Origin of the sequence: Saccharopolyspora phatthalungensis (assembly GCF_014203395.1) — a bacterium.
Classification (GTDB): Bacteria; Actinomycetota; Actinomycetes; order Mycobacteriales; family Pseudonocardiaceae; genus Saccharopolyspora; species Saccharopolyspora phatthalungensis.
On sequence record NZ_JACHIW010000001.1, the window covers coordinates 2,696,848 to 2,717,176 of the forward strand.

General features: G+C 66.7%; 32 protein-coding genes and 1 pseudogene. 10 read left to right on the forward strand and 23 right to left on the reverse strand.

Annotation, left to right across the window (positions count from 1 at the left end; translation table 11 throughout):
* Nucleotides 1-9: 9 nt before the first annotated feature.
* Complete coding sequence (locus BJ970_RS12370) at nt 10-1,050, reverse strand: VG15 protein (RefSeq protein ID WP_184726394.1); 1,041 nt, start codon at nt 1,048-1,050, stop codon at nt 10-12.
* The gene (locus BJ970_RS12375; RefSeq protein WP_184726395.1) at nt 1,047-2,492 is read right to left on the reverse strand and encodes a phage portal protein; all 1,446 of its coding nucleotides are present in this window, start codon (nt 2,490-2,492) and stop codon (nt 1,047-1,049) included. The genes BJ970_RS12370 and BJ970_RS12375 overlap by 4 nt, the downstream gene beginning before the upstream one ends.
* A 213-nt stretch (nt 2,493-2,705) precedes the next feature.
* Here BJ970_RS12375 and BJ970_RS12380 point away from each other — a divergent pair, with 213 nt between their 5' ends.
* Nucleotides 2,706-3,317, forward strand: a complete 612-nt coding sequence (locus BJ970_RS12380) for a PIN domain-containing protein (protein WP_184726396.1) — start codon at nt 2,706-2,708, stop codon at nt 3,315-3,317.
* Between the two features lie 14 nt (nt 3,318-3,331).
* On the opposite strand, the gene BJ970_RS38825 is transcribed toward BJ970_RS12380, so the two are convergent.
* Entirely contained in the window at nt 3,332-3,922 is a 591-nt protein-coding gene (locus BJ970_RS38825) for a terminase large subunit domain-containing protein (protein WP_281399438.1), read from the reverse strand.
* Nucleotides 3,919-5,007 carry a terminase large subunit domain-containing protein gene (locus BJ970_RS38830; protein WP_281399439.1) on the reverse strand — a complete coding sequence of 363 codons (1,089 nt, stop codon included), beginning with the start codon at nt 5,005-5,007 and terminating at the stop codon, nt 3,919-3,921. The genes BJ970_RS38825 and BJ970_RS38830 overlap by 4 nt, the downstream gene beginning before the upstream one ends.
* A 43-nt stretch (nt 5,008-5,050) precedes the next feature.
* Here BJ970_RS38830 and BJ970_RS12390 point away from each other — a divergent pair, with 43 nt between their 5' ends.
* On the forward strand, nt 5,051-5,581 hold the full coding sequence (locus BJ970_RS12390) for a hypothetical protein (protein WP_184726397.1): 531 nt from the start codon (nt 5,051-5,053) through the stop codon (nt 5,579-5,581).
* On the opposite strand, the gene BJ970_RS12395 is transcribed toward BJ970_RS12390, so the two are convergent.
* From BJ970_RS12395 to BJ970_RS12410, 4 genes are all read right to left on the reverse strand, one after another.
* Nucleotides 5,576-6,034, reverse strand: coding sequence for a phage terminase small subunit P27 family (locus tag BJ970_RS12395; RefSeq protein WP_184726398.1), 459 nt, complete (start codon nt 6,032-6,034; stop codon nt 5,576-5,578). The two genes, BJ970_RS12390 and BJ970_RS12395, sit on opposite strands and share 6 nt — an antisense overlap.
* A gap of 206 nt (nt 6,035-6,240) precedes the next feature.
* A complete protein-coding gene (locus BJ970_RS12400) occupies nt 6,241-6,624 on the reverse strand; it encodes a hypothetical protein (RefSeq protein ID WP_312864223.1) in 384 nt (127 codons plus the stop codon).
* Complete coding sequence (locus BJ970_RS12405) at nt 6,611-7,345, reverse strand: adenine nucleotide alpha hydrolase family protein (protein ID WP_221467123.1); 735 nt, start codon at nt 7,343-7,345, stop codon at nt 6,611-6,613. The genes BJ970_RS12400 and BJ970_RS12405 overlap by 14 nt, the downstream gene beginning before the upstream one ends.
* A gap of 757 nt (nt 7,346-8,102) precedes the next feature.
* Entirely contained in the window at nt 8,103-9,233 is a 1,131-nt protein-coding gene (locus BJ970_RS12410) for a TIGR03299 family phage/plasmid-derived protein (protein ID WP_184726399.1), read from the reverse strand.
* Nucleotides 9,234-9,413: 180 nt separating this feature from the next.
* On the opposite strand from BJ970_RS12410, the gene BJ970_RS12415 reads away from it, so the two are divergent.
* The 7 genes from BJ970_RS12415 to BJ970_RS12445 all read left to right on the forward strand — a co-directional run bounded on the left by BJ970_RS12415 (nt 9,414) and on the right by BJ970_RS12445 (nt 11,746).
* On the forward strand, nt 9,414-9,668 hold the full coding sequence (locus BJ970_RS12415; protein ID WP_184726400.1) for a hypothetical protein: 255 nt from the start codon (nt 9,414-9,416) through the stop codon (nt 9,666-9,668).
* On the forward strand, nt 9,668-9,961 hold the full coding sequence (locus BJ970_RS12420) for a hypothetical protein (RefSeq protein WP_184726401.1): 294 nt from the start codon (nt 9,668-9,670) through the stop codon (nt 9,959-9,961). The genes BJ970_RS12415 and BJ970_RS12420 overlap by 1 nt, the downstream gene beginning before the upstream one ends.
* Complete coding sequence (locus tag BJ970_RS12425; RefSeq protein WP_184726402.1) at nt 9,958-10,149, forward strand: hypothetical protein; 192 nt, start codon at nt 9,958-9,960, stop codon at nt 10,147-10,149. Before BJ970_RS12420 ends, BJ970_RS12425 begins: the two co-directional genes overlap by 4 nt.
* Nucleotides 10,142-10,378 carry a hypothetical protein gene (locus BJ970_RS12430; protein ID WP_184726403.1) on the forward strand — a complete coding sequence of 79 codons (237 nt, stop codon included), beginning with the start codon at nt 10,142-10,144 and terminating at the stop codon, nt 10,376-10,378. Before BJ970_RS12425 ends, BJ970_RS12430 begins: the two co-directional genes overlap by 8 nt.
* On the forward strand, nt 10,375-10,833 hold the full coding sequence (locus tag BJ970_RS12435; RefSeq protein WP_184726404.1) for a hypothetical protein: 459 nt from the start codon (nt 10,375-10,377) through the stop codon (nt 10,831-10,833). The genes BJ970_RS12430 and BJ970_RS12435 overlap by 4 nt, the downstream gene beginning before the upstream one ends.
* Nucleotides 10,830-11,246 carry a hypothetical protein gene (locus BJ970_RS12440; RefSeq protein WP_184726405.1) on the forward strand — a complete coding sequence of 139 codons (417 nt, stop codon included), beginning with the start codon at nt 10,830-10,832 and terminating at the stop codon, nt 11,244-11,246. Before BJ970_RS12435 ends, BJ970_RS12440 begins: the two co-directional genes overlap by 4 nt.
* A gap of 140 nt (nt 11,247-11,386) precedes the next feature.
* Complete coding sequence (locus tag BJ970_RS12445; RefSeq protein ID WP_184726406.1) at nt 11,387-11,746, forward strand: helix-turn-helix domain-containing protein; 360 nt, start codon at nt 11,387-11,389, stop codon at nt 11,744-11,746.
* A gap of 88 nt (nt 11,747-11,834) precedes the next feature.
* Here BJ970_RS12445 and BJ970_RS12450 read toward each other — a convergent pair whose 3' ends face one another.
* The 15 genes and pseudogenes from BJ970_RS12450 to BJ970_RS12515 all read right to left on the reverse strand — a co-directional run bounded on the left by BJ970_RS12450 (nt 11,835) and on the right by BJ970_RS12515 (nt 19,621).
* The gene (locus BJ970_RS12450) at nt 11,835-12,656 is read right to left on the reverse strand and encodes a hypothetical protein (RefSeq protein WP_184726407.1); all 822 of its coding nucleotides are present in this window, start codon (nt 12,654-12,656) and stop codon (nt 11,835-11,837) included.
* Nucleotides 12,649-12,822 (reverse strand): hypothetical protein, encoded by a 174-nt coding sequence (locus tag BJ970_RS12455; protein ID WP_184726408.1) that lies wholly within the window; start codon nt 12,820-12,822, stop codon nt 12,649-12,651. The genes BJ970_RS12450 and BJ970_RS12455 overlap by 8 nt, the downstream gene beginning before the upstream one ends.
* Before the next feature lie 76 nt (nt 12,823-12,898).
* Nucleotides 12,899-13,411, reverse strand: a complete 513-nt coding sequence (locus tag BJ970_RS12460) for a hypothetical protein (RefSeq protein ID WP_184726409.1) — start codon at nt 13,409-13,411, stop codon at nt 12,899-12,901.
* On the reverse strand, nt 13,408-13,662 hold the full coding sequence (locus BJ970_RS12465) for a hypothetical protein (protein ID WP_184726410.1): 255 nt from the start codon (nt 13,660-13,662) through the stop codon (nt 13,408-13,410). Before BJ970_RS12465 ends, BJ970_RS12460 begins: the two co-directional genes overlap by 4 nt.
* Nucleotides 13,663-14,684: 1,022 nt before the next feature.
* Nucleotides 14,685-15,542 carry a DUF2303 family protein gene (locus BJ970_RS12470; protein ID WP_184726411.1) on the reverse strand — a complete coding sequence of 286 codons (858 nt, stop codon included), beginning with the start codon at nt 15,540-15,542 and terminating at the stop codon, nt 14,685-14,687.
* Between the two features lie 12 nt (nt 15,543-15,554).
* Nucleotides 15,555-15,884 (reverse strand): YfdP family phage-associated protein, encoded by a 330-nt coding sequence (locus BJ970_RS12475; protein ID WP_184726412.1) that lies wholly within the window; start codon nt 15,882-15,884, stop codon nt 15,555-15,557.
* Complete coding sequence (locus tag BJ970_RS38835) at nt 15,881-16,015, reverse strand: hypothetical protein (protein ID WP_281399440.1); 135 nt, start codon at nt 16,013-16,015, stop codon at nt 15,881-15,883. The genes BJ970_RS12475 and BJ970_RS38835 overlap by 4 nt, the downstream gene beginning before the upstream one ends.
* Nucleotides 16,012-16,809 (reverse strand): annotated as a pseudogene (locus BJ970_RS39430) (recombinase RecT); the annotation flags it as partial. The pseudogene BJ970_RS39430 and the gene BJ970_RS38835, both read right to left, overlap by 4 nt.
* A 23-nt stretch (nt 16,810-16,832) precedes the next feature.
* On the reverse strand, nt 16,833-17,834 hold the full coding sequence (locus BJ970_RS39435) for a lambda-exonuclease family protein (protein WP_184726413.1): 1,002 nt from the start codon (nt 17,832-17,834) through the stop codon (nt 16,833-16,835).
* Nucleotides 17,827-18,216, reverse strand: coding sequence for a hypothetical protein (locus BJ970_RS12490; protein ID WP_184726414.1), 390 nt, complete (start codon nt 18,214-18,216; stop codon nt 17,827-17,829). The genes BJ970_RS39435 and BJ970_RS12490 overlap by 8 nt, the downstream gene beginning before the upstream one ends.
* 224 nt (nt 18,217-18,440) lie before the next feature.
* Nucleotides 18,441-18,674: a hypothetical protein gene (locus BJ970_RS12495; RefSeq protein WP_184726415.1), complete on the reverse strand. Its 234-nt coding sequence runs from the start codon at nt 18,672-18,674 to the stop codon at nt 18,441-18,443.
* A complete protein-coding gene (locus BJ970_RS12500; RefSeq protein WP_184726416.1) occupies nt 18,671-18,865 on the reverse strand; it encodes a hypothetical protein in 195 nt (64 codons plus the stop codon). Before BJ970_RS12500 ends, BJ970_RS12495 begins: the two co-directional genes overlap by 4 nt.
* Complete coding sequence (locus BJ970_RS12505) at nt 18,865-19,053, reverse strand: hypothetical protein (protein ID WP_184726417.1); 189 nt, start codon at nt 19,051-19,053, stop codon at nt 18,865-18,867. Before BJ970_RS12505 ends, BJ970_RS12500 begins: the two co-directional genes overlap by 1 nt.
* Before the next feature lie 86 nt (nt 19,054-19,139).
* Nucleotides 19,140-19,328 carry a hypothetical protein gene (locus tag BJ970_RS12510; RefSeq protein WP_184726418.1) on the reverse strand — a complete coding sequence of 63 codons (189 nt, stop codon included), beginning with the start codon at nt 19,326-19,328 and terminating at the stop codon, nt 19,140-19,142.
* On the reverse strand, nt 19,325-19,621 hold the full coding sequence (locus tag BJ970_RS12515) for a helix-turn-helix domain-containing protein (protein ID WP_184726419.1): 297 nt from the start codon (nt 19,619-19,621) through the stop codon (nt 19,325-19,327). Before BJ970_RS12515 ends, BJ970_RS12510 begins: the two co-directional genes overlap by 4 nt.
* Nucleotides 19,622-19,862: 241 nt before the next feature.
* Between BJ970_RS12515 and BJ970_RS12520 the strand changes: the two genes are divergently transcribed.
* Nucleotides 19,863-20,288: a hypothetical protein gene (locus BJ970_RS12520; RefSeq protein WP_221467124.1), complete on the forward strand. Its 426-nt coding sequence runs from the start codon at nt 19,863-19,865 to the stop codon at nt 20,286-20,288.
* Nucleotides 20,289-20,329 lie beyond the last annotated feature (41 nt).

A 20,329-nucleotide genomic window follows, 5' to 3' on the forward strand; every position in this document is an offset into this window, starting at 1 on the left:
CTGGGGAGCTCAGCGAGTCAGGTAGGCATGGCGGCGGAGTTGGCGCACCAACTCTTCGCGGTCCCACCCGAACTCGTGGCCCAGCTGGAAAATCTCACCTGGAGTCAGGCGAGGAGCTTCGGTGACGCGGTAGCGGCTGCCGGACACCTTGCGCAGCTCGCTGTCCGGCCGCCGCCGGAGCCGACCATCCGGCAGGATCTCGTAGCCGCCGTATAGGGCTCGCGTGGTCGTGCCGGTGGTCGTGATCTGCATGGTCCGGCCGAATGCCTGGACCGTCGCCATTCCGCTCCGAGCATTGACGACCTGGGAGATGTCGCCGCCCATGCGGATGACCTCGGCGTTGGCCAGGCCGAAGCGCCGGTTCTGCTCGGCCTCGCTCATCGCGTGGAACAGCGCGGTCGGCTCGTTCTCCGGCCGCCCGTCGCGCCACTCCTGGCGGCTGACCGGGACCATCGTGCAGTCGCAACGCGGGTGCCGGAGGAAACCCGTGCTGTAGCGGTAGAACCTCCCAGCGAGCACGATGCAGCGATCGCACGCGGGCAGGCGCACCACCCGCTCGTGACCGGCAGCGCCAGGGTGCGCAGTCTCGGCGACCTGCACGGCCGACCGCCCCGCATCGTTGATCTCGGTCGAGACATAGGTCAGCGCCCGCCGGAGACCGACCTGATGGGCGTCCGTTGTGGACATCCCGGCGCGCAGGTTCTCCAAAAGCCACACCTGGAGCGCGGTGGCCAGCCATTCCAAGCTCATACCGCCAGCGGTCACGCCGCCGAAGCTCGCGGGCAGCACCGAGGCCACCGCAGATTCGTCGGTGCCGGACAGTGCCTCGTCCACGAACGGCTGCGCCAGCGCGGCGGCGTAGATCTGGCCGTTCGTGACCGCCGAGATGAACACCGGCAGGATCGCGGTCGGGTACGCAGAGCTCAGCCGGTCGGGCACGACTTCGCGCCACGCCTGCTCTACCTCGTTGGCGGCCCGCCGGACGGTGGCCTGGTTGGCGTCCTGGTGGTCGTGGCCGATCTCGGTGCGCTCGGCCGTCGGCGCGGTCATCCGCTGGCGCTACCGGCGGGCACCGGGGACCGCCGCTGCTGGTCGGCGGCGGCGGGTTCGGCCTTCGGTCCTGTCTCGGCCGCCGGGTCGTAGACCGCTCGGGTCACGTCCTCGCGGTCCTCGCGCTCCATGTCCGCGATCTGAGTCTGGGTGTAGCCCAGGGTGCGGCGCGCCATCCGGCGCGGTACCAGCTTGTCGGCCTGGTAGAGCTTGACCACCGCGTCGGACTTTTGCGCGAACGTCGGCGTCGCCGCGTCGGCCCAGGCGGTCTCCATCCAGCGCGCCGAGTCCGGCACGGAGCCGTCACGCACGAGCATCACCAGCCGCATGATCCGTTCCCAAGCGGTCTCGAAGCCCTTGATCCGCCGCTCGGCCCGCTTGACGTGCCGGGCTTCGGCGGCGCGGATGCCGTCGGCGCTGGCGGGGTTGTCGCTGGAGTAGCCGAGGTGGTGCAGCGCGAGGCCGGCGACCGTGGATACCTGGGTTGCCAGCGCTCGCAGTGTGTTGTGGAAGTTGGTCAGGTCGGCCTCGTTGAACTGGCCGACCTCAACGCCATCGTCCTTTTTGGTCTTGGAGGTGGACCAGATCTTGCCCGCGATCGTCTGCCAGACGGAGACTTTCTTGCCGTCGGCGTCGGTGAAGTCGTCCTCATCGAACCCGAGCGCCCAACGCCTTGGCATGGCGTGGAATTCGGCGCTGATCATCATGTCCGTGGCGATCTTGCAGGCCGCGTCGGACAGCGGGATAACGTCGGCCAGCTCGGACGTGCCCAGCGGTGCCCACAGCTGCGGCCGGTTCACGATCGGGACCACCAGGACTTCGCCGAGGCCGTGATCATCGCGTGAGACCTCGATGTAACCGCCGCTCTCGCGGGAGACCACGTAGGTCACCGTGTAGTCCGGCAGGTAAAGCGTGATGAAGTACCGGACTTCGCCGTCGGGAGTGGAGTCGTGCCAGCGCTTGATCGCGGCGATGACCCGCCGGGTCGCCGGGTCCAGCTCCACATGGACCTCAAGCGGCGACTCGATCGTGACCAGCGGGTACTGCGCGTCGGCAGGGCGCGGGTTCGCGCCGACGATCGCGTAGGCCCGCTTCATCACCATCGCGGTGACGTGGGCCTGCTGATACCCGGCGTCGAGGTCGTTGTACTGCGCCACGTGGTCCAGGTCGCGGTCGAGCTTGGGTTGCCCGCCGAGCCGGAAGCCCTGGAGATCGATCCGTTCTTCCAGCGCGTCGACCACGAGGCGCGGCCAGTTGATGACCACCTGGCGGACTCGCTCATCCAGCGTGTCCATCAGCTCCGGGTGCATGTACGAAAGCCGCTGCTGACCCTCGTAGTACTCCAGCAGGCGACGCAGCTCGGGAAGCTCGTTGTTGTGCTGAAGGATCAGCCGGGTCAGCCATTGCTGCTCCACCTGCGTGGGAGCGTCACCAATCGCCACCAACCCACCCCCGTCCGTTCAGTGCGAAGGGGTGGGTGCAGAGGTCACGGTGATCTGCAAGCGTGGCGTCGCCACTACCCGCCAAGGCGACTGCGTACGGACCAAACCCGCCGAATCCAGGCCGTACGTCCCGTGTGCGGCTGCCGAAGACGCCTAGCACACGCCGCTCTCGTTTCCAGGATCGACAGCTTCGCCGCGTGGTAGAGAGGCGTGGTGACGATTCCTTTGCCACTTCAGACCGCTCTGATCAGTGCGATCACTGCTGCGGTCGTAACGCTGCTTGTTGAGTACGTAGCGAAACCGCACCTTGAAGCACGAAAAGATCGTGTCCTCGAAGCGACCCGCGCAAAACGTGCTGTGGATACCTCGTTGGGCGGCATCATGTCGGCTGCGGTACGACTCATGGTCGCTGCGACGAAGGCGGACAACTGGGACACGGTCTCAGAACACCTGAAGATCCTTGACGAGCGCGTAGCTGCTCTGGAGCTCCATCACGCTCAAGCGCGCGGCGCAATGCCCAATCGACAGCGCGAGCTCGCAGACAAAGCAGTTGACGCCGTGACGTCCGTGCCGTTGCAAATAGAAGCCGTGTTCTTTAACTGGCAGGACCGGCGTCGGGAGCCGGTCTTTCAGAAGGTAATCCGCAGGCAGCATATTCAGATAAGGGATGCCGCCACACTGGTGCAGAGTGCATACGGGTGGCCGCGAATGACCCGATGGAAACCGCTGCGCACCAAACGGGTCGCGCTCTTCAAAGCCGCTGCGGACGAGTTGCAGAACGAAATTAATTCGCCGTATAGATTTCTCGAAGTCGAAATCCTGTGAGCCCGTATATCCGACTACCGCACGACCATGCGGCCGGACTTCGCGTGCTTCTGCGCCAGCTCGCGCCAGCGGGTGATCGCCATCGCGGCCGTGGGTACGGCGTCGATGCGCTTGCCGACGGCGTTGCGGTCGGGCTTGTCGGGCCGGAGCTGGTCGGCGTCGCCGGGTGGGTGGCGCACTTCCACCACGTCGAAGTTCCACTCGGCGACTGGGTTGGCGTGGTGGGTCCAGCCGCGTGATTTGGTGAGCGCCATCAGCTCGGTCATGCCGAACGTGAGCCCGCGGTAGGTCTGGGCGATCGGTGCGAGGTCAAGCCGCGTCTTCTTTTGGATCTCCTGGCGGACCGGCTCGCCGGACCACTCGTCGTATCCGGCGGCCATGACCTTGAAGTCGCGGCAGTCGGCGGCGACGTCGGCGTAGATCACGTCGTAGTCGATGACGTCGCCGGGCGTGACGGTGATCCATCCGCCGTCGGCCCACTGCGAGACCCGCCCGTTGGTCCGGCCGTCGAGGAACTGCACGGCCGCTTCGGGCAGCCAGAACCGCCACAGCATCGAGGGCACGCCGTCCAGGCCGTCGGGCACGAACAACGCCCACGCGGTCATGTCGAGCTTGGCGGCGAGGTCGAGACCGCCGTAAGCCCGGCGGCCGGCCAGCTCGGCGCGCAGCCAGTCCGGGGCCGGGGCGACCGTGCCCGCGCAATGCCGGTACAGGGCATCGGCATCCAGCGATGCGCCTGTTGCACCCACTGGTTGAGCCGGTACTGCCGGAAGGCGTTCTCTTTGCTCGGATCGTTCTTCGCCTCTTCGGCTTCCTGCCGCAGCGACCGGATCGAAAGAAAGTCGCCCAGCGCCGGGTTCGCCTTCGGCCAGTTTCGCTCATCCCAGGGGTCGGCGTCTTCGGGGACGTTGCGCACGTAGGCGAAGCGGTGCCGCGCCCGGTCCGGGTCGTCCATGATCCGCACACACTCGTTGTGCTCGCTGCGGGCGAAGCTGGCCGGGTCGTCCCCGGCCGTGGTCGCGGCCACCATGAGCGGTTGCATCCGCGTACCCATGCCGGTGCGCATGGCGTCCCACAACCGGGCGTCGCGCTGGGTCAGCACCTCGTCGAAGACCACGCCGTGCGGGTTGTGGCCGAGGTTGCCCGCCGCGTCGGCGGCGACCACTTCGTAGTAGCTGCCGGTGCGCTCGTCGATGATCCGTTTGATGTGGTCCTTGACCACCAGCCGCGCCGAGAGCACCGGGGAGAGCTTGACCATGCGGGCGGCCACGTCGAAAACCTTGGCGGCCTGGCCCCGGTCCATCGCGCAGCCGTAGATCTCCGCGCCCTCCACGTCGTCGCCGACCAGGAGGTAGAGCGCGATGAACGCCAGCAGCTCGCTCTTGCCGTTCTTGCGCGCGAGCTCGATCCAGCCGATCTGGTATCGGCGGACGTAGGACTCCCATTCGGGGTCCCAGGTGACTTCGCCGAACAGCGGCTCGATGATGTCGCTGCGCTGCCAGGTCGAGAGCACGAACGGCCGCCTGGCCCACTTGTCCTTGGTGTGGACGCACAGCTCGGCACAGAAGGCCACCGCGTGCGCCGCCCGCTGGCGGCAGAAGTGGTTACCGCGCTTGCGGCAGGACTTCCCGTCGAGGGTGAAGCCGCACTCCGGCAGCCGCGTACGGCCGTTCGCACCAGCCCTACCCATTCAGCCGTCCCCAGTGCATGTCGAGTCGAAGTACGGTCGCGCCGTGCTCGTTCTCCTAGCGCAGGCAATCACCAACGAAGGACCGAAGATCACCGACTGGCTCTCGGTCGGAATCGCCTCTCTCGCGCTTACCGCTGCAACGTGGGCTGCGTGGGCATCGCACAAGACCAGTGTGAACCAGAGCAGACAGCTCAAGGAAGCACAGGATCAGGACGTCCGACGTCAGGCGGCACACGTCGCGGCTTGGGCGGCATTAGGGGAAACCAATGAGGATGGGTCTGGTGTTTGCTTCGTATTTTTGATGAACGCGAGCCCAATGCCGATCTTCAACGTGGAGGTGGCGTACCCCAACGGGCGCGTAACGCTCCTTGCAATGTTGTCGCCAACCGGGCAACACCCAAGAAAACAGACGCTTACAGTAGCTAAGGTGGAGGAGACGGATCTCTTCGAACGGTTTTGGGAAGCCCTACCCCTGGAGATGGCCTTCATTGATGCGGAAGGCAACCGTTGGAGGAGGAACCGGGACGGGTTGAAGCTGATCGAGCCCGCTCCGCGCGTGACCAAGTCTTCATGACAGAAGACGCTCCGCACCCGCCCCCGAACGACCCGAGGCCACGTCCACCTTGAGCTGCGTGCGGTCGGACGGGGTGAGCCCGAACCGAGCGCCGTACTGCGCGAACGTCGTCTCGGCCTCGCGCTGCACCGTCAGTGCGGGGTTCTTCACAAAGCCGGTCGGCCCCTGCACCAGCAGCGCGGAGCCGTTGACCAGCTTGGTCGCCTGCTTATACCGCGCCAGCGACTCGCAGACGATCACGAAGGCGTCGGTGTCCCACGGGGTGAGCACGCCGACCGCGATCAGGCTGGGCGCCAGCCGGTTCCACACCGCGCGGGCGTCGTCGGACAGCTCCTCCGGCGGCGTGACCTCGCCCTCCGGCGGAAGCGGCTCCTCGTGGTTGATCCGGTCGGAGCGGTCGCCGTGCAGCACCTTCAGGGCTGTCGGCTTCGGCTTGGCCCCGCGTGCACCCATGTTCGGCTCCCTTCATGCCTGGGATGGATACGACGAGACCCCCGCCCGGGAGCGTGGGGACGGGGATCTCGTCGCAGTGGGCGGGATCAGGTAGCGGAGCTACGGCCACCGGCCGCGCCCGGCGAACGGATACCGAGCCGACGAGCGGCCCCGCGAATCATCGCCCCGCTGACACTGAACGCACGACGCATGGCGTCCTCCCTTCCTTACTCGTCCTCCATCGGCACGCCGAGCACTCGTGCCACGGCGTAGCCGTCCATGTACTTGTCACCGATGCCCAGCAGCCGTGCATTGCGCAGGAACGTTTCCTTGTCCTCGCGGGACTTGAAGCACACCGCGATCCAGTACTCCGAGTCCGTGGCGAGCCGGAACCGCTCGGCCTCCCGCTTCGCCCTGTCTCGGAATCCCTGCTGAAGGGCGGTCAGTTCCCGGCGGGAGTCCTCCGGCAGGTCGCCGGTGTACTCCACGTTCTCCAGAGGGTCCGGCTCCGGTTCAGCGTTGAGCTGCGCCAGGATGTCTTCATTGGACTCGCCCATCGGAGCGGCCGATCCGGCGAGCTGGGCCATCACATCGTCGTTAGAGTCCGGCACGGAACAGCTCCAGATCCGCCAGCGGGAACCACTCCAGGATGCGGTCGTAGTCGGCTGGCGCGTTGTTCTTGATCGGCTCCAGGAACCGCAGGTCCAGGCCGTCGAAGGTCCTGTTGAACCACTCGTAGTCGATCGGCAGCGGGCACTTGTGCTCTGCCAGGGCCGCCCGGACGTGCTTAATCCGCCAGTCCCACACCGGGCTGACCTTGATCACGTGCTCGCGGACCGCCCCATGACCCTTGATCGCCGTCCGCCGGTTCGGCGAATCCGCAGCGCGGATGCCGTCGGCGGTGAAGGTGACCTTCGGGTCCAAGTCGTAGTACTGCTCGCACAGCATCCGCGAGACGTCGACGTAGTCCGGCTCCGGAAGCTGCGCGGCCTCGATGATCCGGATGCGCTCGGGCACCTGGAACGTGAGGTTGTTCAGCCACCGGAACAGCGACGGATGCGGAAGCTGCGGGATCGTGACCCCGAAGTACCGCTCGTAGTCCGCCAACGACTCGTCCACGAACTCCAAGCCAGGCACCAGGTACAGATGGAACGGCCGCACTTCCACCCCGGCATCCCGCAGTGCCAGCCACGCGGCCAGCGAATCCTTGCCCCGGCTGAATGCCAGGAGCACCGGAATGCCCTCGCGGGCTAGGTGCTGCCGGATCTCTGCCGACGGGGTAGACCCCTCGATCACGATCGGAGCCGCCTGGTCAGCGGCCGGATTGATCACCAAGAGTCATCACCCCCGGCTGGCGTGCGCGGACGGTGATCGAAATCTGTCAGCACACATCTCGGCCTGCCTGACGATCGGGCCTGCCGGGTGGGGGGAGGGGTAACCCCCTGGGGGCGTCGGCGAGCGCAGCCGGCGATTTCCCGGCGGTCTCCTCGGCGGGCGCGGCCAGGCTCACTGGCTGCCTCCTCCTCGGGTGGCAGGGTCACGGGCGGTGTGTCGGTTGTGGCATGCCTGGCAGAGGCCCCGACCGTGCTCCGGACTGTCCGGGTCGAGCCCCTGCCGAACGAGTGCCCTACGGGTGACCGGCCAGTGATCGGCCACTGTGGAGGGATGCTCACACGGTCGGCCCGGATGGTGCGGGCACTGTGCATCCGGGCACCTGCACATGGGGTCACGAGTGAGCACAGTGGACCGAAATGCACGGTGCCCCGGTGTGCGGTATCCCTGCTGTGCAGGGTCGGCCCTTCTGCGGCTTGCTGCCTGCTGGGCATGGCCAGCACAACGGCCACCCCTGGGGGCAGCCTCACCACATCCGGGCACTGTGCAGGGGGCAGCGGCACGGTACGGCATGCCCAACCCCCTGACTGCCCTGTAGGGCAACGGAAATACACCACAGGCAAGGACCTACCGGGGGCCGAAATACACCCCCGAACGGGCCTGTGGGGCACCGGAATTACACCCGGTACCCCACTACCCCGGAACGGGCAGAGCCCCCCTAGCCGAACGGCAGGGAGGCTCTGTTTGGTCGGCCCGGTCACTTGGCGGCCACGATGTCGAGTGCACGGGAGAAAGCTTTGTGCTTCAGGTCATTGTATTGACCGGCAAAGCTCCGGTCGGCCCGAGCGATCTCCCTGGCTTCCGGGGTGTCGACACCCACCACGGGCACGAACCAATCCAGGTACTCAGTGATCGAGTTGTAACCGGCCCACACGGTGCCCCGGATGTTTTCCTGGGTGTCGGCGGACTTGAACAGTCCGGACAGGATCTCCCAGTGTTCCTGCTCGGGCCTCTTCCAGTCATCGAGAGGCTTTTCGAACTTGTCCGGCCAGACGGCCTTGATCAACTCACCGAACTGATCATTGTTCATCTTGGTGTTGATCATGGATTCAGCTTCGGCCTTGAACACCTCGGTCCAGTCGAAGTTGATCTTTAGTGCCTCTCGGGCCTTCTGGAGCTTGCCTTCCAGACCCGAACTGTGCCAGTAGGTGTACTCACTGCGGAAGTTCCGGAGTGCGGCTCTCTCAGTGTTGGCACATACCACCCGGACAGGGGTGGTCACCACCTTGAGCTTGCCCTGACCACTGTAGTTGTTGAAACCGGCCAAGTAGAGGCCGATGTCATCGGTGCCACCTATCTTGATCGACTCCGGCAGCTGCATGGTCAGGAAGATGTCCCTACCATCACGGAGCGATCCTCCGGTGTCGAACACGGCCCCCGAAGTGTCCACAATGGCCTGCATGAACTCTGCGAACTGCTCCGGCTGAATGACCGGGTAGACACCCGACACGATGCCCAACGGCTGAAGCTCACCACTGATAGGCACGGTGCGGTAAGTGCTGTACCACCCCGGAACCTCTAGGAGCTGGGCGGTGTCCTCTTCGAAGACTTCCTTGTCTCCAGTGCGGTCCGGGTCCTGAAGCACGGGGCACTTCACAGTGTGTTTGGCACCAACGGCACGGTTGCACTCCAGGCACCGACCGGATGGAACCACAGCGGTTAGGCCCAGCGATTTCCGGATGTTCCACCCGGACAGACGTGCCAGGTCCAGCACTTCCTGGGCAGTCATAGGGCCGGGGGCAACGGTGCCCAACCGGTGCCAACCGGGCTCACGGGCAGCGGCAAAGGCATAGCTGCCATCGGCAAGTTTTTCCAGCTCATGGGCCATCGAGGGCTCTCCCTGGGGTGTTGGTTGCTGTCTTGCTGACATCACCAACATTAACCATTGATCAGATGATTGTCTTATTAAAGTGATACAGAACACATTAAATAGACAAACATCGTAAGTGGTCTGCATTCTGGGTCTGTCAGCAAGGCAGCACCCCAACAATGCAGGGAGGCACTACCCATGAAGTTGCGACGGGGCCGGAACATCCGGCCACGACCGGCGATTCGGCAGGCGGCAGCCGATGAGGCACGCGCCGCCGGGATCGACCGAGGATGGGACGCGGCGAATTTCGCCGAGGCGTACGGCGGCAACCCGATGGGCGGCATCGACGCGCACTCGTACTCCGGCCCGGACTTCGAGGCCGGTTACCGCGAGGGCATCGACCGCTTCCAGGGAAACAGGTGGCAGGACGGAACTCCCCGCGAGGAGTCCTAATGTCCTGCGACCCCACGGTCGATCTCATGGGCGGAACGTTCGTCGCGTACTGCCCATGCGGCTGGAACGAGGAGCACCCAGTGCGGGCGGCGGCTGAACGGGCCGCCGCCCGGCACCCGGCACCGGTTCCGGTGTGGTGCCTGAAGTGCGCCTATGAGCCGCCGCGAGAGCTGTTCGAGCGGTACGAGGCGGGTGAGTTCGACTCCCGCGAGGAATTCGACGACCACCTGGACAAGCTGCACCGCCAGGTCGACGGCGCGCATTCCCCGAACTGGTTCGAGGAGTGCGAATGACGGCCCGCATTCGAATCGACGGGGTGGTGGTGTTCGGCGACGGCCGGACCCACCCCGTCCGCATCACTCCGGAGCTTTTTCTCCAGTGGTGCGCCCCGAAATCCCAGATGGACGAGGCCGAGGGCGCGCTCCGAGCGATGTCCTCGGCGCTCGCCGCAACCTTCAAGAAGGAACAGACCGATGACTGATCCCGTGGACCCGCAGGAGGTCCGGCGGAAGATCGCTGCGCTGTTCGGAGAGCGTGCGATCGCGATGGCTGCAAAAGAGAACCCACGCTCGCGGGTGGACTACACCGTGCCCGAGGTTCAGGCGCTGGCAGACCTCACAGTCGCCGATCTGGTCAAGGACCACAACGAAGGTGACGGCAGCATCGCCGCGCTGCTGTTCGAGATCGCCGACGAGGAGGGCTGGTCGTGAGCCAACCGATCATCTGCGAGGTGTGCAACCTCGCGCTGGATGCGTTCACCAACGAGGACGGCGTGACCTACCTGCACACGATCTCGGACGCGATGGATGGCAAGGACATCAACCACGAACCGGTCCCGATCCAGGCTCCGGTCGACTGGCGTGGGCACTGCGATTTCTGCACCGGAGAGGTGCCCAAGTTCCTTGTGCCCGCACGGGATTTCACAACGCCGAACACGCCGAACGGTTTCAGCACGGGCGATTGGGCGGCGTGCGAGTGGTGCGCGCTGCTGATCGGCACGGACCGCTGGCAGAGCGTGGTCAAGCGGGCAATGAACCACTTCCAACAGCGCATGGGCGTCCCGATGCCGCTGGAGTCGCGGGTCAACATCTGGACGCTCTACCGCAAGCTCGCCGAGAACATCACCGGTCCGATCCGGCCGATCGAGTCGGAGGGGGCCAAGTGATTCACTCGCCGACGCACGCGGGGTGCCAGACCTTCGGGTTCCTGATCTGGAAGTGGTGCAAGGACCGTGCACAGGAGTTGATCAGGACCGATTGGGACGCTGCGCGGCTCCACCCGGAGGTCTCCATCACGGGCCTAGACCACCTTCTGCCGCTCGCGCCGCCCGAGCCGGGCAAGCTGCGGCTGGTCCAGATCGAGGTGGACCCCGAGTACGCGATGACGACCGACCTCAATAAGCCGATCATCGCCGCGCCGCTGGCCCCGGAGCACGACGACAGCGGCAACCGGTCCGTGATGGTGATCGACGGCTGGCACCGGGTCTACCGGGCTCGCCGGGAAGGTCGCGAGGTCCTGCCGATCTTCCTGCTCTCACCGGACGCCGAGCAGGCGTGCCGCATCCCGATCTTCATCTAGGAGGTGAACACCCTGTGACAGGCGACAGCCCCGGTCGCGTCGCGGCCGGGGCTATCGTGTCTTCCTGCAATCGTGTGTCAGCAAGACAGCAGGGAGACCCCCGGATGGTACGTGACCCGCTTCTGCCCAGGCTCGTTTCGGTGACCGAGGCGGCCGAGATCCTTGGGTACAACCGGTCGCACGTGCACCAGTTGATCAACGAGGGCAAGCTGCCTGCCGGGTACGCGGGCAACACTGTAGTCCTGGCTGAGGACACCGTGCGCCGCTACGCGGTGGGTGAGCGGTTCAGCTTCCCGACCCTGCTGGTCGTCCACGTCTACGACAACGACGCGGACGGCTGGACCGAGGCCAGCCGGACGGCCGTCGCGCCCGACTACGAGATGCCGGAGACGTTCCGCCTGGAGGACATCGCCGGAGTGGAGGATCGGTCGTACCGCGTCGAGCTGCTGGACAACCAGGGCAAGACGCTCGGGATCAAGACCGTGGAGCCGGTGAACTGATAAGCGGGGTTATCAGGTGAGGGGGCTGAGCCACACTCCTCGAACCTGATAACCCCGATCTTGCATGCAGGCCAGCCAGCACGCAAGCTCAGGCCGCGTGTCGCGGCTTACTCACGTAGGTAACTGCGAGGTCGCGCACGTCGCCGAACCGGAACACGGGGCGACCTCGCGCGTCGGTGCCGTGGGCAACGATGCGGCCTCGGCTGACCCAGGAGTCCCAGGTGCCGCGCGGGATGGTCTTGTCCAGCAGTAGCCGCGCCCAGCCCAGCGCTACCGTCGCGGTCACTCGGAGGTCGGCGGCGTAGCCGATCATCCAGTTCCGACGCTCGTCCACGTCGTGTTCGGTGCCACAGCTTCCGCAGGCCACCCGGCTCACGCCGGGGCGGGCGTAGAGGTGGTCGGGACACTTCTCGCCCTCCACCTGCGCATCGCAGGGTCCGGCGTAGATCCGGTCCGGCGGCCGGTCGATGACCCGGCGGACGCGAGCGACAACGTGGGTGATCTCGTCGTGCAGTTCGTCGGCGGCTGGGTGAAGTGCGAGCAGTCCGGGCAGGCCGAGCAACCACGCGACCGTGCCCGCAGTGGATCCCGCGGGCGGGAGTAGGTGCGGGTTGCACTCGTGGACATCGCGCGCCCAGGTCGAGATCGTGTTCGCCAGAACCCAGCTCATCTCGCTAGCTGCCGCGTGGAAAGGCATTGGCTGGGTAGCCGAGTGCGCCACCACGCCTGCGCCGGAGGCCATCACGTGCTGGCGGGACAACGTGACGCCCAGCTCGGCGATCAGGCCGCGTCCGCCTTGGCCGTCGTCCACCAGCTCACGCAGGGCGGCTGTCAGCTCGCCGAGGCAGCCGGAGCAGAGCATGTCCTGAGTCGGGCGCCCGCAGCCAGTGACGCAGGTGTGCTCAGCCATCCCGACCACCGCTCTCGGCGGCCGACCATACGGCGGCTGTCAGCAGCGCGGCGAAGCCGAGCAGCAGCCAGATCCAGTCGCCGGTCCACACGGCCGCGACGACTCCGGCGATGAGCAGCGTGAAGCCGATCGCGGCGAGCCGGGGCAAGGGAGTGTGGGCGCTCATCGGGTGCTCGCCCACGCTGTCGCGATGACCAGGAAGCAGACGACGGATGCCGCGACGAGGAGGATCTTCAGCCAGGTCATGCGGCCTCAGCCTCCCCGTAGCCCGCCGCGTGCAGCAGCGGCACCAGGTCCGCCAGCTCCAGACGCGCCGGAGCCTGAAGTGCGCGGTCGAGCACCGCCGGCCAGTTCTCGTGCCCGGCGGCCACGAGGCTGGCCAGGTCGCCGACGGGCAGCCAGACCCACCATGTGCCGGGATCGGACTTGCCGTCGCGCCGCTGGACGACCATGCCGTAGTCGGCTCCGGCCGCAACCGCTTGCTCGGTGGCCTGGGCGAGGATGCGCGTGATGTCCAGGGTGGACAGATCGCTGCGCGCCTTGACCTGCCAGACCAGGCGGGGCGTGCCCCGGATGTCGCCGAGGTCGGCCGACTCGCGGTCGGAACTGCGCCAGCCGTTGTCGGACTTGCGCTCGGCCTCCGGCCAGCCATGCACCCGCAGGTACCGGCCAACATCGCGCTCGGCCCGGATGCCCTTGTCCCGGTTCGCGCGGCCGATCTCGGCTCGCGTACGGGCCTTGATCCGCCTGCTCACGCCGGTCCCCACTCCTCGAAGGCAAGCCGCTCGGCGCGGGCCTCGGCTTCGTCGGGGCCGTCCACGATCTCGGCGGCCACCACGGCGCGCTGGTCGTAGAGCGCGCACAGCGCGTACCCACAGCCGAGCAGCGCGGCGGTCATGGTGTCGGTCGGGCTGGCGTAGCGCGCGGCCCTGCTGAGGTGATCGTCGGCACGCTGGCGAAGATCGCCGATCAGCACGTCCGGGGTCGAATTCGGGTAGTCGGTCATGACGCCTGCCTCTCGGTGCTCGGCGGGTCGGGGTCCTTCTTGCGTAGGGCGGCCCGGACCAAGGCCATGCCGCGCTGCGACGGTCGGCGGCCTGTGGGTCGTGGTCGCAGAGGCGTGTACCGGCGTAGCCGTTTTCGTCGCACAACGAGCACGCGGTGATGGCCTGCGACCTGGTGACGGCCCGTTCGTGTGCCTGCTCGGACCAGCGGGCCTGCTCGCGTTCGATGGCCCCGGCGTCCCAACGCTGCGCGGCTTCGCGTGCTCGGGCGCAGGCTCCGCAGCGCGGCGGGTCGGGGTCGTGCTCGTGGTCGATGCAGCGATCCGGTGGGCGTTCGGTTGGAGGCGTTGGGGGACGGGGGGCCTCGCGCGCACGTGCGCGCCTCCCCTCCCTGTTCCTTTCCCTTCCCTGTTCCTTTCCTGGCGTGAGTCCTCCGTGATCGCTCACGGAGTTCTCAGTGAGGGCTCCGTGAGTGGGTTGGCCTGCCGATATGTCCTCAGAGGAGTGATCCGCAGGTTCGGGTGCCTGTTTCACTGAGTCCTCAGTGCGCGCTCCGTGATCGCTCACTGAGTCGTCGGGAAGGGTGCTATCCGGGGGCGGTATCGCGTACCAGCAGAGGGGGCAGTGGCCCGGTTCGTCCGGGCCGGGCACGCCGACGAATTCCGGCGGTCGCGGATGTTTCGACGTGCCCGGCCGATTGATGCTCTGGTGACGGTGCCAGTTCCGCACCGCGAGGTAACGGCGACCGGCGACGGTGTACCGCACGATCAACCCACGATCCGCAAGGGTATTCAGGTCGATCTCGATGTCGCGGATGGACACGTCGTCCAGCGGCCAGACCTCAGCCTTGATCAGCTTCACGTTGTCTTTGGCGCGGCCGTGGTCATCCGTGTGGGTCCACAGGCCGATCCACGTGAGCCGCGTCCGCATGGGCAGTTGGCTCACGTCCTCGGACTTGAAGAAGTCAGGCTTGATGGTGCGAATCCGTGGCACTCGGGCCGTTCCCCCGTCAGTTCGTGGTGGTTCAGTAGCGCCCGAAAGCGCTTGGTGCGTGGCCGAGCAGGACCGGGGCCTCCAGCTCATTGGCGAGCATCGAACGGATTTCGCCGAACGCGGTGCGCTCCACCAGATCCGGGCGGTGCAGCCGGTAGCCGATGAAGAGTTGGCCGTCCCGGATACGCCAGCGCAGTCGGGCGGTGACCGGTACGGCCGTGAGGCCGAGGAACGGGGCGACGGTGATCGTGAACTCTTCGGGCACTTCGAGCTTGCCGGAGGCTCCGGCCTTGGCCGTGGTCTCCTCCTGCCAGGAGAGCTGTACGTCTCCGGAGTCCAAGCGGGTGCCCCGGCTGAACGAGGCGTTGCGCCGGGCCTGGAAGGTCAGAGCGACCTCCAGCATCGTCGCGGCGTCCGGGTTGGTCACCGTGTGCGCGCGGTCCTCCAGGTGCTCGGCGAAGACTTCCTGGTCCATCAGCGTGCTATTGCGCTCCAGCCAGGCCGACCAGTCCTCGTCGCGCTGTACCCGCAGGAAGGCGCGGTGATCGCGCCATCCGGCCTGCTCGCCGTCGAGATGGTCGTTGAACGTCGCGGTGACAGTGCGATCGTCATCGTCGGCCCACACCGTCGTTGCGGTGGTGGACAGCCGGCGGACGTAGGTGGCGAAGTCCGAGGGATCGGTCAGCAAGGCGGTGCCACGCGGACGGCGTGGCCGGTCGAGCAGTTCTTCGAGGTTGGTGACGTCCAGGCGCTCGTCTTCGCGCAAGGTGCGCACGACCACCGAGGACTCAGGATCAAGATCGTAGGGTGCGGGCGGGGAACCGGCGTCGGCGCGGCGCTGCATGTCGGCGACGATCTGAGCGGTCGCCTGGCTGACGGCATCGGTCATGGGGTGGGCCTCCTACTCGCTGAACAGCGCCGTTTGGCGCGGGTCGTTGCGGACGAGTTCGCCGGAACCGGTGGCGAAGAAGATGGACTCGGAGCGGTCGTGCTCGGGCAACGAGCACTTGATCTGGTCAGCGACCATCACAGCGCCGGGCGTGCGCTCCTGCGGCTTGATCGTGAGGGTGTATGTGATCCGCCCGGCCTTGCGGGTGTCCTCCACCGAGAGCACGAGATCGCGCAGGGCTTCGGATAGCTCCTGGTGCGTCTTGCCCCGGCGGTGCTCCATCAGGAACGCGGCGAAGTCGCGTGGCTCGGTGCGCTCGGTCTGGTCGGTCTGATCGGTCATGCTCGCTCCTTGGTCACGGCCGCCTCCTCGTCCCGGACCAATGCGCGCACGTTGTGCGCCAGGCTGATCCCGGCGCTGATGCCGAGCAGGATCGCGGTGATGAGGCGGACGGCGTCAGTGGCTCGCTTCATGGGGTGGCTTGCTCCTCGGGTTGGGCCTCGTCGGTAGCGGGTTCGTCGTCGGCGTCGTCGGTCTCGGTGTCGATCACCTCCCCGTCGATGGCGAGGTCTTCGAGTGCCCCGGCGTCCAGGTCGGTACGGACCGAGCCCTCGGCGGCGATCGCGCGGTTCATCACGGTGGCCATCGGCAGCCACTTCGCGAGCTGGCGCACAGCGGTCTTGCGGGCCATCGCTTCCCAGTCGGTGACCCAGGGCCCCTTCTTGCCCGCGCGGGACCGGCCCCGGATGGCCTCCACCGCATCGACGCTCATGACCTCGAACTCCGCGCCGCCGTCGAGCAACGTGGCGGCGGCGTAGACATCGGTGATGCCACCGCGGGCTCCCCGCGCGGGCTTGTGGATCAGGTCCGGGTGCAGGCCGTAGGAGTACTCGAACTCGTCTTCCTCGTGGACGACGCGGGCCGAGATGTTGCGGAGCTGCCCGCTGTTCCATGCCAGCTTGATCAGGCCGCGATAGCCGGGGATGAAGGTCACCTGGTCGCCGTAGGGCACCAGGTACGCCTCGCCGAGCGGGCCGGGCTCCAGGCCGAGCTGGGCCGAGGTCATCAGCGCGCCGAGCAGTGATTCCGGTCGGCAGCGCTGGAGGTCCGCGCTTTGCCGGACGACCGTCAACGCCACGCGGGTGAAGCGCTCCGGGTCCAGCGCCGTGCCGGTCAGTGCCCGTGCGATCTCCGGCTTCTGCCGCTCGATGAGCGTGCGGAGGTCTCCGCTGCCTCCGCCGTTGCCTGCGGTCTTGCGCTGGGCGAGCGCGGCCTTGGTGTTGGCGTTGCTTACAGCTGATCCCTCCTGGCTGTCGTGCTGGTGTAGGTGAGTCGGCGGCCCGCCGGTCGCTCGGTGACGTACTGGGCGTAGAGATCGGGCTGCTCGGCGATGAACGCCTCGTAGTCCACCGACCGCGAGGGCTTGGCGGGGGCCTTGTGGCTGGCGACCTTCTGCCCGTCGATCTCGGCGACCTCGGCTTCGCCCATCGCGGCGCGCAGCTCGTTGTCGATGATCGTGCGCTCGGCCTCCAGGGCCTTGATCTGCTCGCTCAGCTCGTGGCGGCGGCCGATGTGCTTGTGCCACAGCGGGTCCAGCTCGGCAGTCTCGTCCGGCACCGAGGGCCAGCGCGACAGCGCCTTGCGAGTGGCTTCGGAACCGTCTGACGGCGGGGGCTCGTCGCGTTGGACGTAGCCCCAGAACTCGGTGGCGGCGTCGGCGAGGTCGGTGATCAGGTCCTCGTCGCGCTCGATCTCGCGTTCCAGGTAGGTGTTGGTGTCGAGCAGTGCCACCATGAACGTCCGGGGTGCGTCGAGCAGGCGCATGTACCACTGGGCCTGGCATACGTAGTGGATGGGAACCTTGTCGTCGGCCCAGTCCTCGGCCGCACGGTGCCCGCCGGTCTTGGCTTCGACGATCCCGGCTAGCTCGCCGGAGGGATGCCAGGCCAGTCCGTCGACGTTGGCGAGCATCCATTCGTGCTCGCGGTCGGAGTAGATCCCTTCGCCGCCGGTCAGGATGTACTCGGTGTGCCGCTCGTCCCATTCCCGCAGCAGCACGGGTTCCAGCACGTTGCCCCAGTACATGCGCTCGGTGGTTGCATCGTCGAACTCCGGATTGATCCGCCGGGTCTTCTCCAGCCAGAGCTGGAACGGTGTCTTCCACGGGTTCAGGCCACATGCGGCGGCAACGTCCGAACCGCCGAGTCCGAAGGTGCGGGCGAACTCCCAATCATCGCGGGATGCGCTGGCCGGTAGCACGACCGGGACGTCCACGAGTCCGCGCTTAGCCACGTGCCCCTCCCGTTCGTAGTGCAGGAGCATTGGCATCGGTGATCGTGCTGACACTCAACGGGACCTCGGCGACCCACCAGTGATCAGGCCGCCCGTCGTCCTCCAGCGCTTCGGCAAGGACGCGCGGGACCTGGTGCCACAGCGCCCAGGCCCGCCAGCGCACGATCCCGGCAGTGACGGGCACACACACGCGCATAGCGGTGCGGTCACAGGTGATCCAGTTCGACGTGAGTCCCAGGCCCCAGCGGTCAGGATCGGGAAGGTCGGTCAGCCAGACCAGTGCCGTACCCAGCAGTGGATGATGGTTCGGGCGTAGTTGCTTGCTGCGCTGGATGGCACGGGCTCCGTGCCGACAGGTGAAGTGATAGAGCGCAGTCGGCAATCATTGATCACCTGACCGAACGTCGAGTGGGTTGGTGCGGAACCACTCGTGCGCGTCGTACATGGCGACGGAGCGCGCAGTGGTCTTCGGCTTGTTCGCCTCGGTGATCGCTTGCCGGAGCACTCCCGGCAGCCGCAGCCAGCAGGTTCGGCACGCGAAGAACGCATGCTTGACCTGTCGGCCGCAACCGCCGGGACAGTTGTGGGTTCGGTTACGGGTCGCCGTCAGTTCTGATCACGCTCGCTGCTGTCGTCGCCATCGGTGTCCTCGGCCTGCTCGCCGGTCAGCGATGTGAGCTGATCGCGCAGGTCGTCCACCGTGCCATTGAAGATCGGTGTGTTGTCGTCGTAGCGGAGGTCCACTGTGGGCTCTTCCACCTCCGGCATCTCGGACGTTGGCATGGCCGGTGTCTCGGTCTGCTCGGGCATGAGCTCGGTCTCCTCGTGCAGGTTGGTCACAACAAGGCCCCCGCCAGGACGAGACCAAGCGCCACGCCGACACAGGCCGTCGCGACGAGCAGGACAGCAAACGTCGTGGGTACCTCGCGCGCCGCCTCCAGCAGGCGAGACAGCGCCGAGTGGATGCGGTCCGCGAGGCTGAGCCGGGCATGCTTGCCGGTCGGCGTCGGGGTGATCAGTCGGGCGCCCATCAGGCGACCCGTCCGTTCCAGTGGCGCGGCGGCTCGTGTTTCAGCGGCAGAGGCATCACGAAGTCGGTGATCCAGCCGTACAGCGTCACGGCATCCCGCCGCGTGCACTCGTCCTCGGGCCGAAGCACGTGCTTGCCCACAGGACCCTCATCGTGTGGGGCTTGATCGGCATACTCAGTGGTGGTCATCGCGGGACTCCCATTCCGTTGCGGTGATCGGAGCTGGCCGACGCGGTTCGGGGCACGGCGTCGGCCAGCTCCGCAAACCCGGCCCGCTACGCGCCACGGGCCAGGTGCTCAGTGGGGTCCGGCCGCAGCAAGACCACCAATCGGTCCTGCTGCTCCGGGGTGAGAGGGCCGTGCTGGTCGGCAAGGTCGGCCACGTAGTCGGCAAGGTCGCGAGTGATCCCGAGCCGCTCCAGGTCCTCGTCTGTGAGCAGCGAACGGGCGGGCTGCTCGCTCATGCCGCACCCGTCTCCGCCCCGTCGCCTTCGACGTCCGGCCGAGGAAGGTACGGGCCGATCAACTCGCTGGCTCCAGGGTCGTCCAGGACGAACAGGGTGCCGTGCGGAACACCGAGAACGTCTTCGAGCTTCGCGGCCTGCTGGAGCGGGATCACCGGCGAAGCGCCGCCGAGAATCTGGCTCAGTCGTACCGGCGAGATCCCGGCGCGGAAGGCGACGTCCGCGTGCCGACCGGTTGCCTCTACCAACTTTCGTAGTGCGCTAGCGTCACAGGCGCGTACGTAAGTAGCCACGTCTAACTCCTGTGGGTGTTCTGCATGGGTGGTCTGCACGGACGCCGCTGGGGGGCGTTCGCGAAAAGATCCCTGGTTGAAGGGGCGTGGCCGGGCCTGATCTCCACGTTAAATTGGTTTCAACACGGAGGTCAACGGTCACGCTCAGTTAAACGCGCTTTAATTCCTGTAAGGTCGTCCTAACCCACCGAAGCACGGGACGGTGCCAGGCGAAGTGAACCTCTGCGAGCTGATCAACAAGGTGAAGGACGAGGAAGGGCTGACTTGGCGGCAACTCGTCGACCGCGCCGTATCGAAGGGGGAAGCCGCTCCGACCAGCATCTTTCACCTAGGCAACCCGGACCGCCCCATGCAGGACTTCCCTCGCACGAAGACGATCCTCGGGTTGGCCGCCGCACTCGGCGTAGCGCCGGGCGTCGTTGCCGACGCCGCCTTGGAATCCCTGAACCTTCGGCGGCCCGATGTGGTCGAGGTGGAAGCGAAGGACGTCCAGGTCCATTCGGGTGACAACGAAGGTCAATCACACGCCCATTCGAGTGAACGTTGGATCATGATCGTCCCCGACGACTCCACCCCGGACGACGTGCTCAATGCATGCGAGACAGCCGCAAACCTGCGAGTCAGGCTGCCAAACGGTGAGACCAAGCGGCCATCGAACGTGGGTTAGGTAGCGCTTTGTAGTGTCGACTCCCCCTTGTGTCGCAGCTT

Bases quoted from the DNA above. Each gene is read 5' to 3' on its own strand.
- BJ970_RS12415 (WP_184726400.1), top strand. From the start codon at position 9,414: ATGAAGTTGCGACGGGGCCGGAACATCCGGCCACGACCGGCGATTCGG.
- BJ970_RS12425 (WP_184726402.1), top strand. From the start codon at position 9,958: ATGACGGCCCGCATTCGAATCGACGGGGTGGTGGTGTTCGGCGACGGC.
- BJ970_RS12395 (WP_184726398.1), bottom strand. From the start codon at position 6,034: ATGGGTGCACGCGGGGCCAAGCCGAAGCCGACAGCCCTGAAGGTGCTG.
- BJ970_RS12505 (WP_184726417.1), bottom strand. From the start codon at position 19,053: ATGACCACCACTGAGTATGCCGATCAAGCCCCACACGATGAGGGTCCT.
- BJ970_RS12470 (WP_184726411.1), bottom strand. From the start codon at position 15,542: ATGACCGATGCCGTCAGCCAGGCGACCGCTCAGATCGTCGCCGACATG.
- BJ970_RS12510 (WP_184726418.1), bottom strand. From the start codon at position 19,328: ATGAGCGAGCAGCCCGCCCGTTCGCTGCTCACAGACGAGGACCTGGAG.
- BJ970_RS12420 (WP_184726401.1), top strand. From the start codon at position 9,668: ATGTCCTGCGACCCCACGGTCGATCTCATGGGCGGAACGTTCGTCGCG.
- BJ970_RS12465 (WP_184726410.1), bottom strand. From the start codon at position 13,662: ATGACCGACTACCCGAATTCGACCCCGGACGTGCTGATCGGCGATCTT.
- BJ970_RS12370 (WP_184726394.1), bottom strand. From the start codon at position 1,050: ATGACCGCGCCGACGGCCGAGCGCACCGAGATCGGCCACGACCACCAG.
- BJ970_RS12455 (WP_184726408.1), bottom strand. From the start codon at position 12,822: ATGAGCGCCCACACTCCCTTGCCCCGGCTCGCCGCGATCGGCTTCACG.
- BJ970_RS38830 (WP_281399439.1), bottom strand. From the start codon at position 5,007: ATGGGTAGGGCTGGTGCGAACGGCCGTACGCGGCTGCCGGAGTGCGGC.
- BJ970_RS12410 (WP_184726399.1), bottom strand. From the start codon at position 9,233: ATGGCCCATGAGCTGGAAAAACTTGCCGATGGCAGCTATGCCTTTGCC.
- BJ970_RS38825 (WP_281399438.1), bottom strand. From the start codon at position 3,922: ATGACCGCGTGGGCGTTGTTCGTGCCCGACGGCCTGGACGGCGTGCCC.
- BJ970_RS12475 (WP_184726412.1), bottom strand. From the start codon at position 15,884: ATGACCGATCAGACCGACCAGACCGAGCGCACCGAGCCACGCGACTTC.
- BJ970_RS12500 (WP_184726416.1), bottom strand. From the start codon at position 18,865: ATGGGCGCCCGACTGATCACCCCGACGCCGACCGGCAAGCATGCCCGG.
- BJ970_RS38835 (WP_281399440.1), bottom strand. From the start codon at position 16,015: ATGAAGCGAGCCACTGACGCCGTCCGCCTCATCACCGCGATCCTGCTC.
- BJ970_RS12450 (WP_184726407.1), bottom strand. From the start codon at position 12,656: ATGGCTGAGCACACCTGCGTCACTGGCTGCGGGCGCCCGACTCAGGAC.
- BJ970_RS12430 (WP_184726403.1), top strand. From the start codon at position 10,142: ATGACTGATCCCGTGGACCCGCAGGAGGTCCGGCGGAAGATCGCTGCG.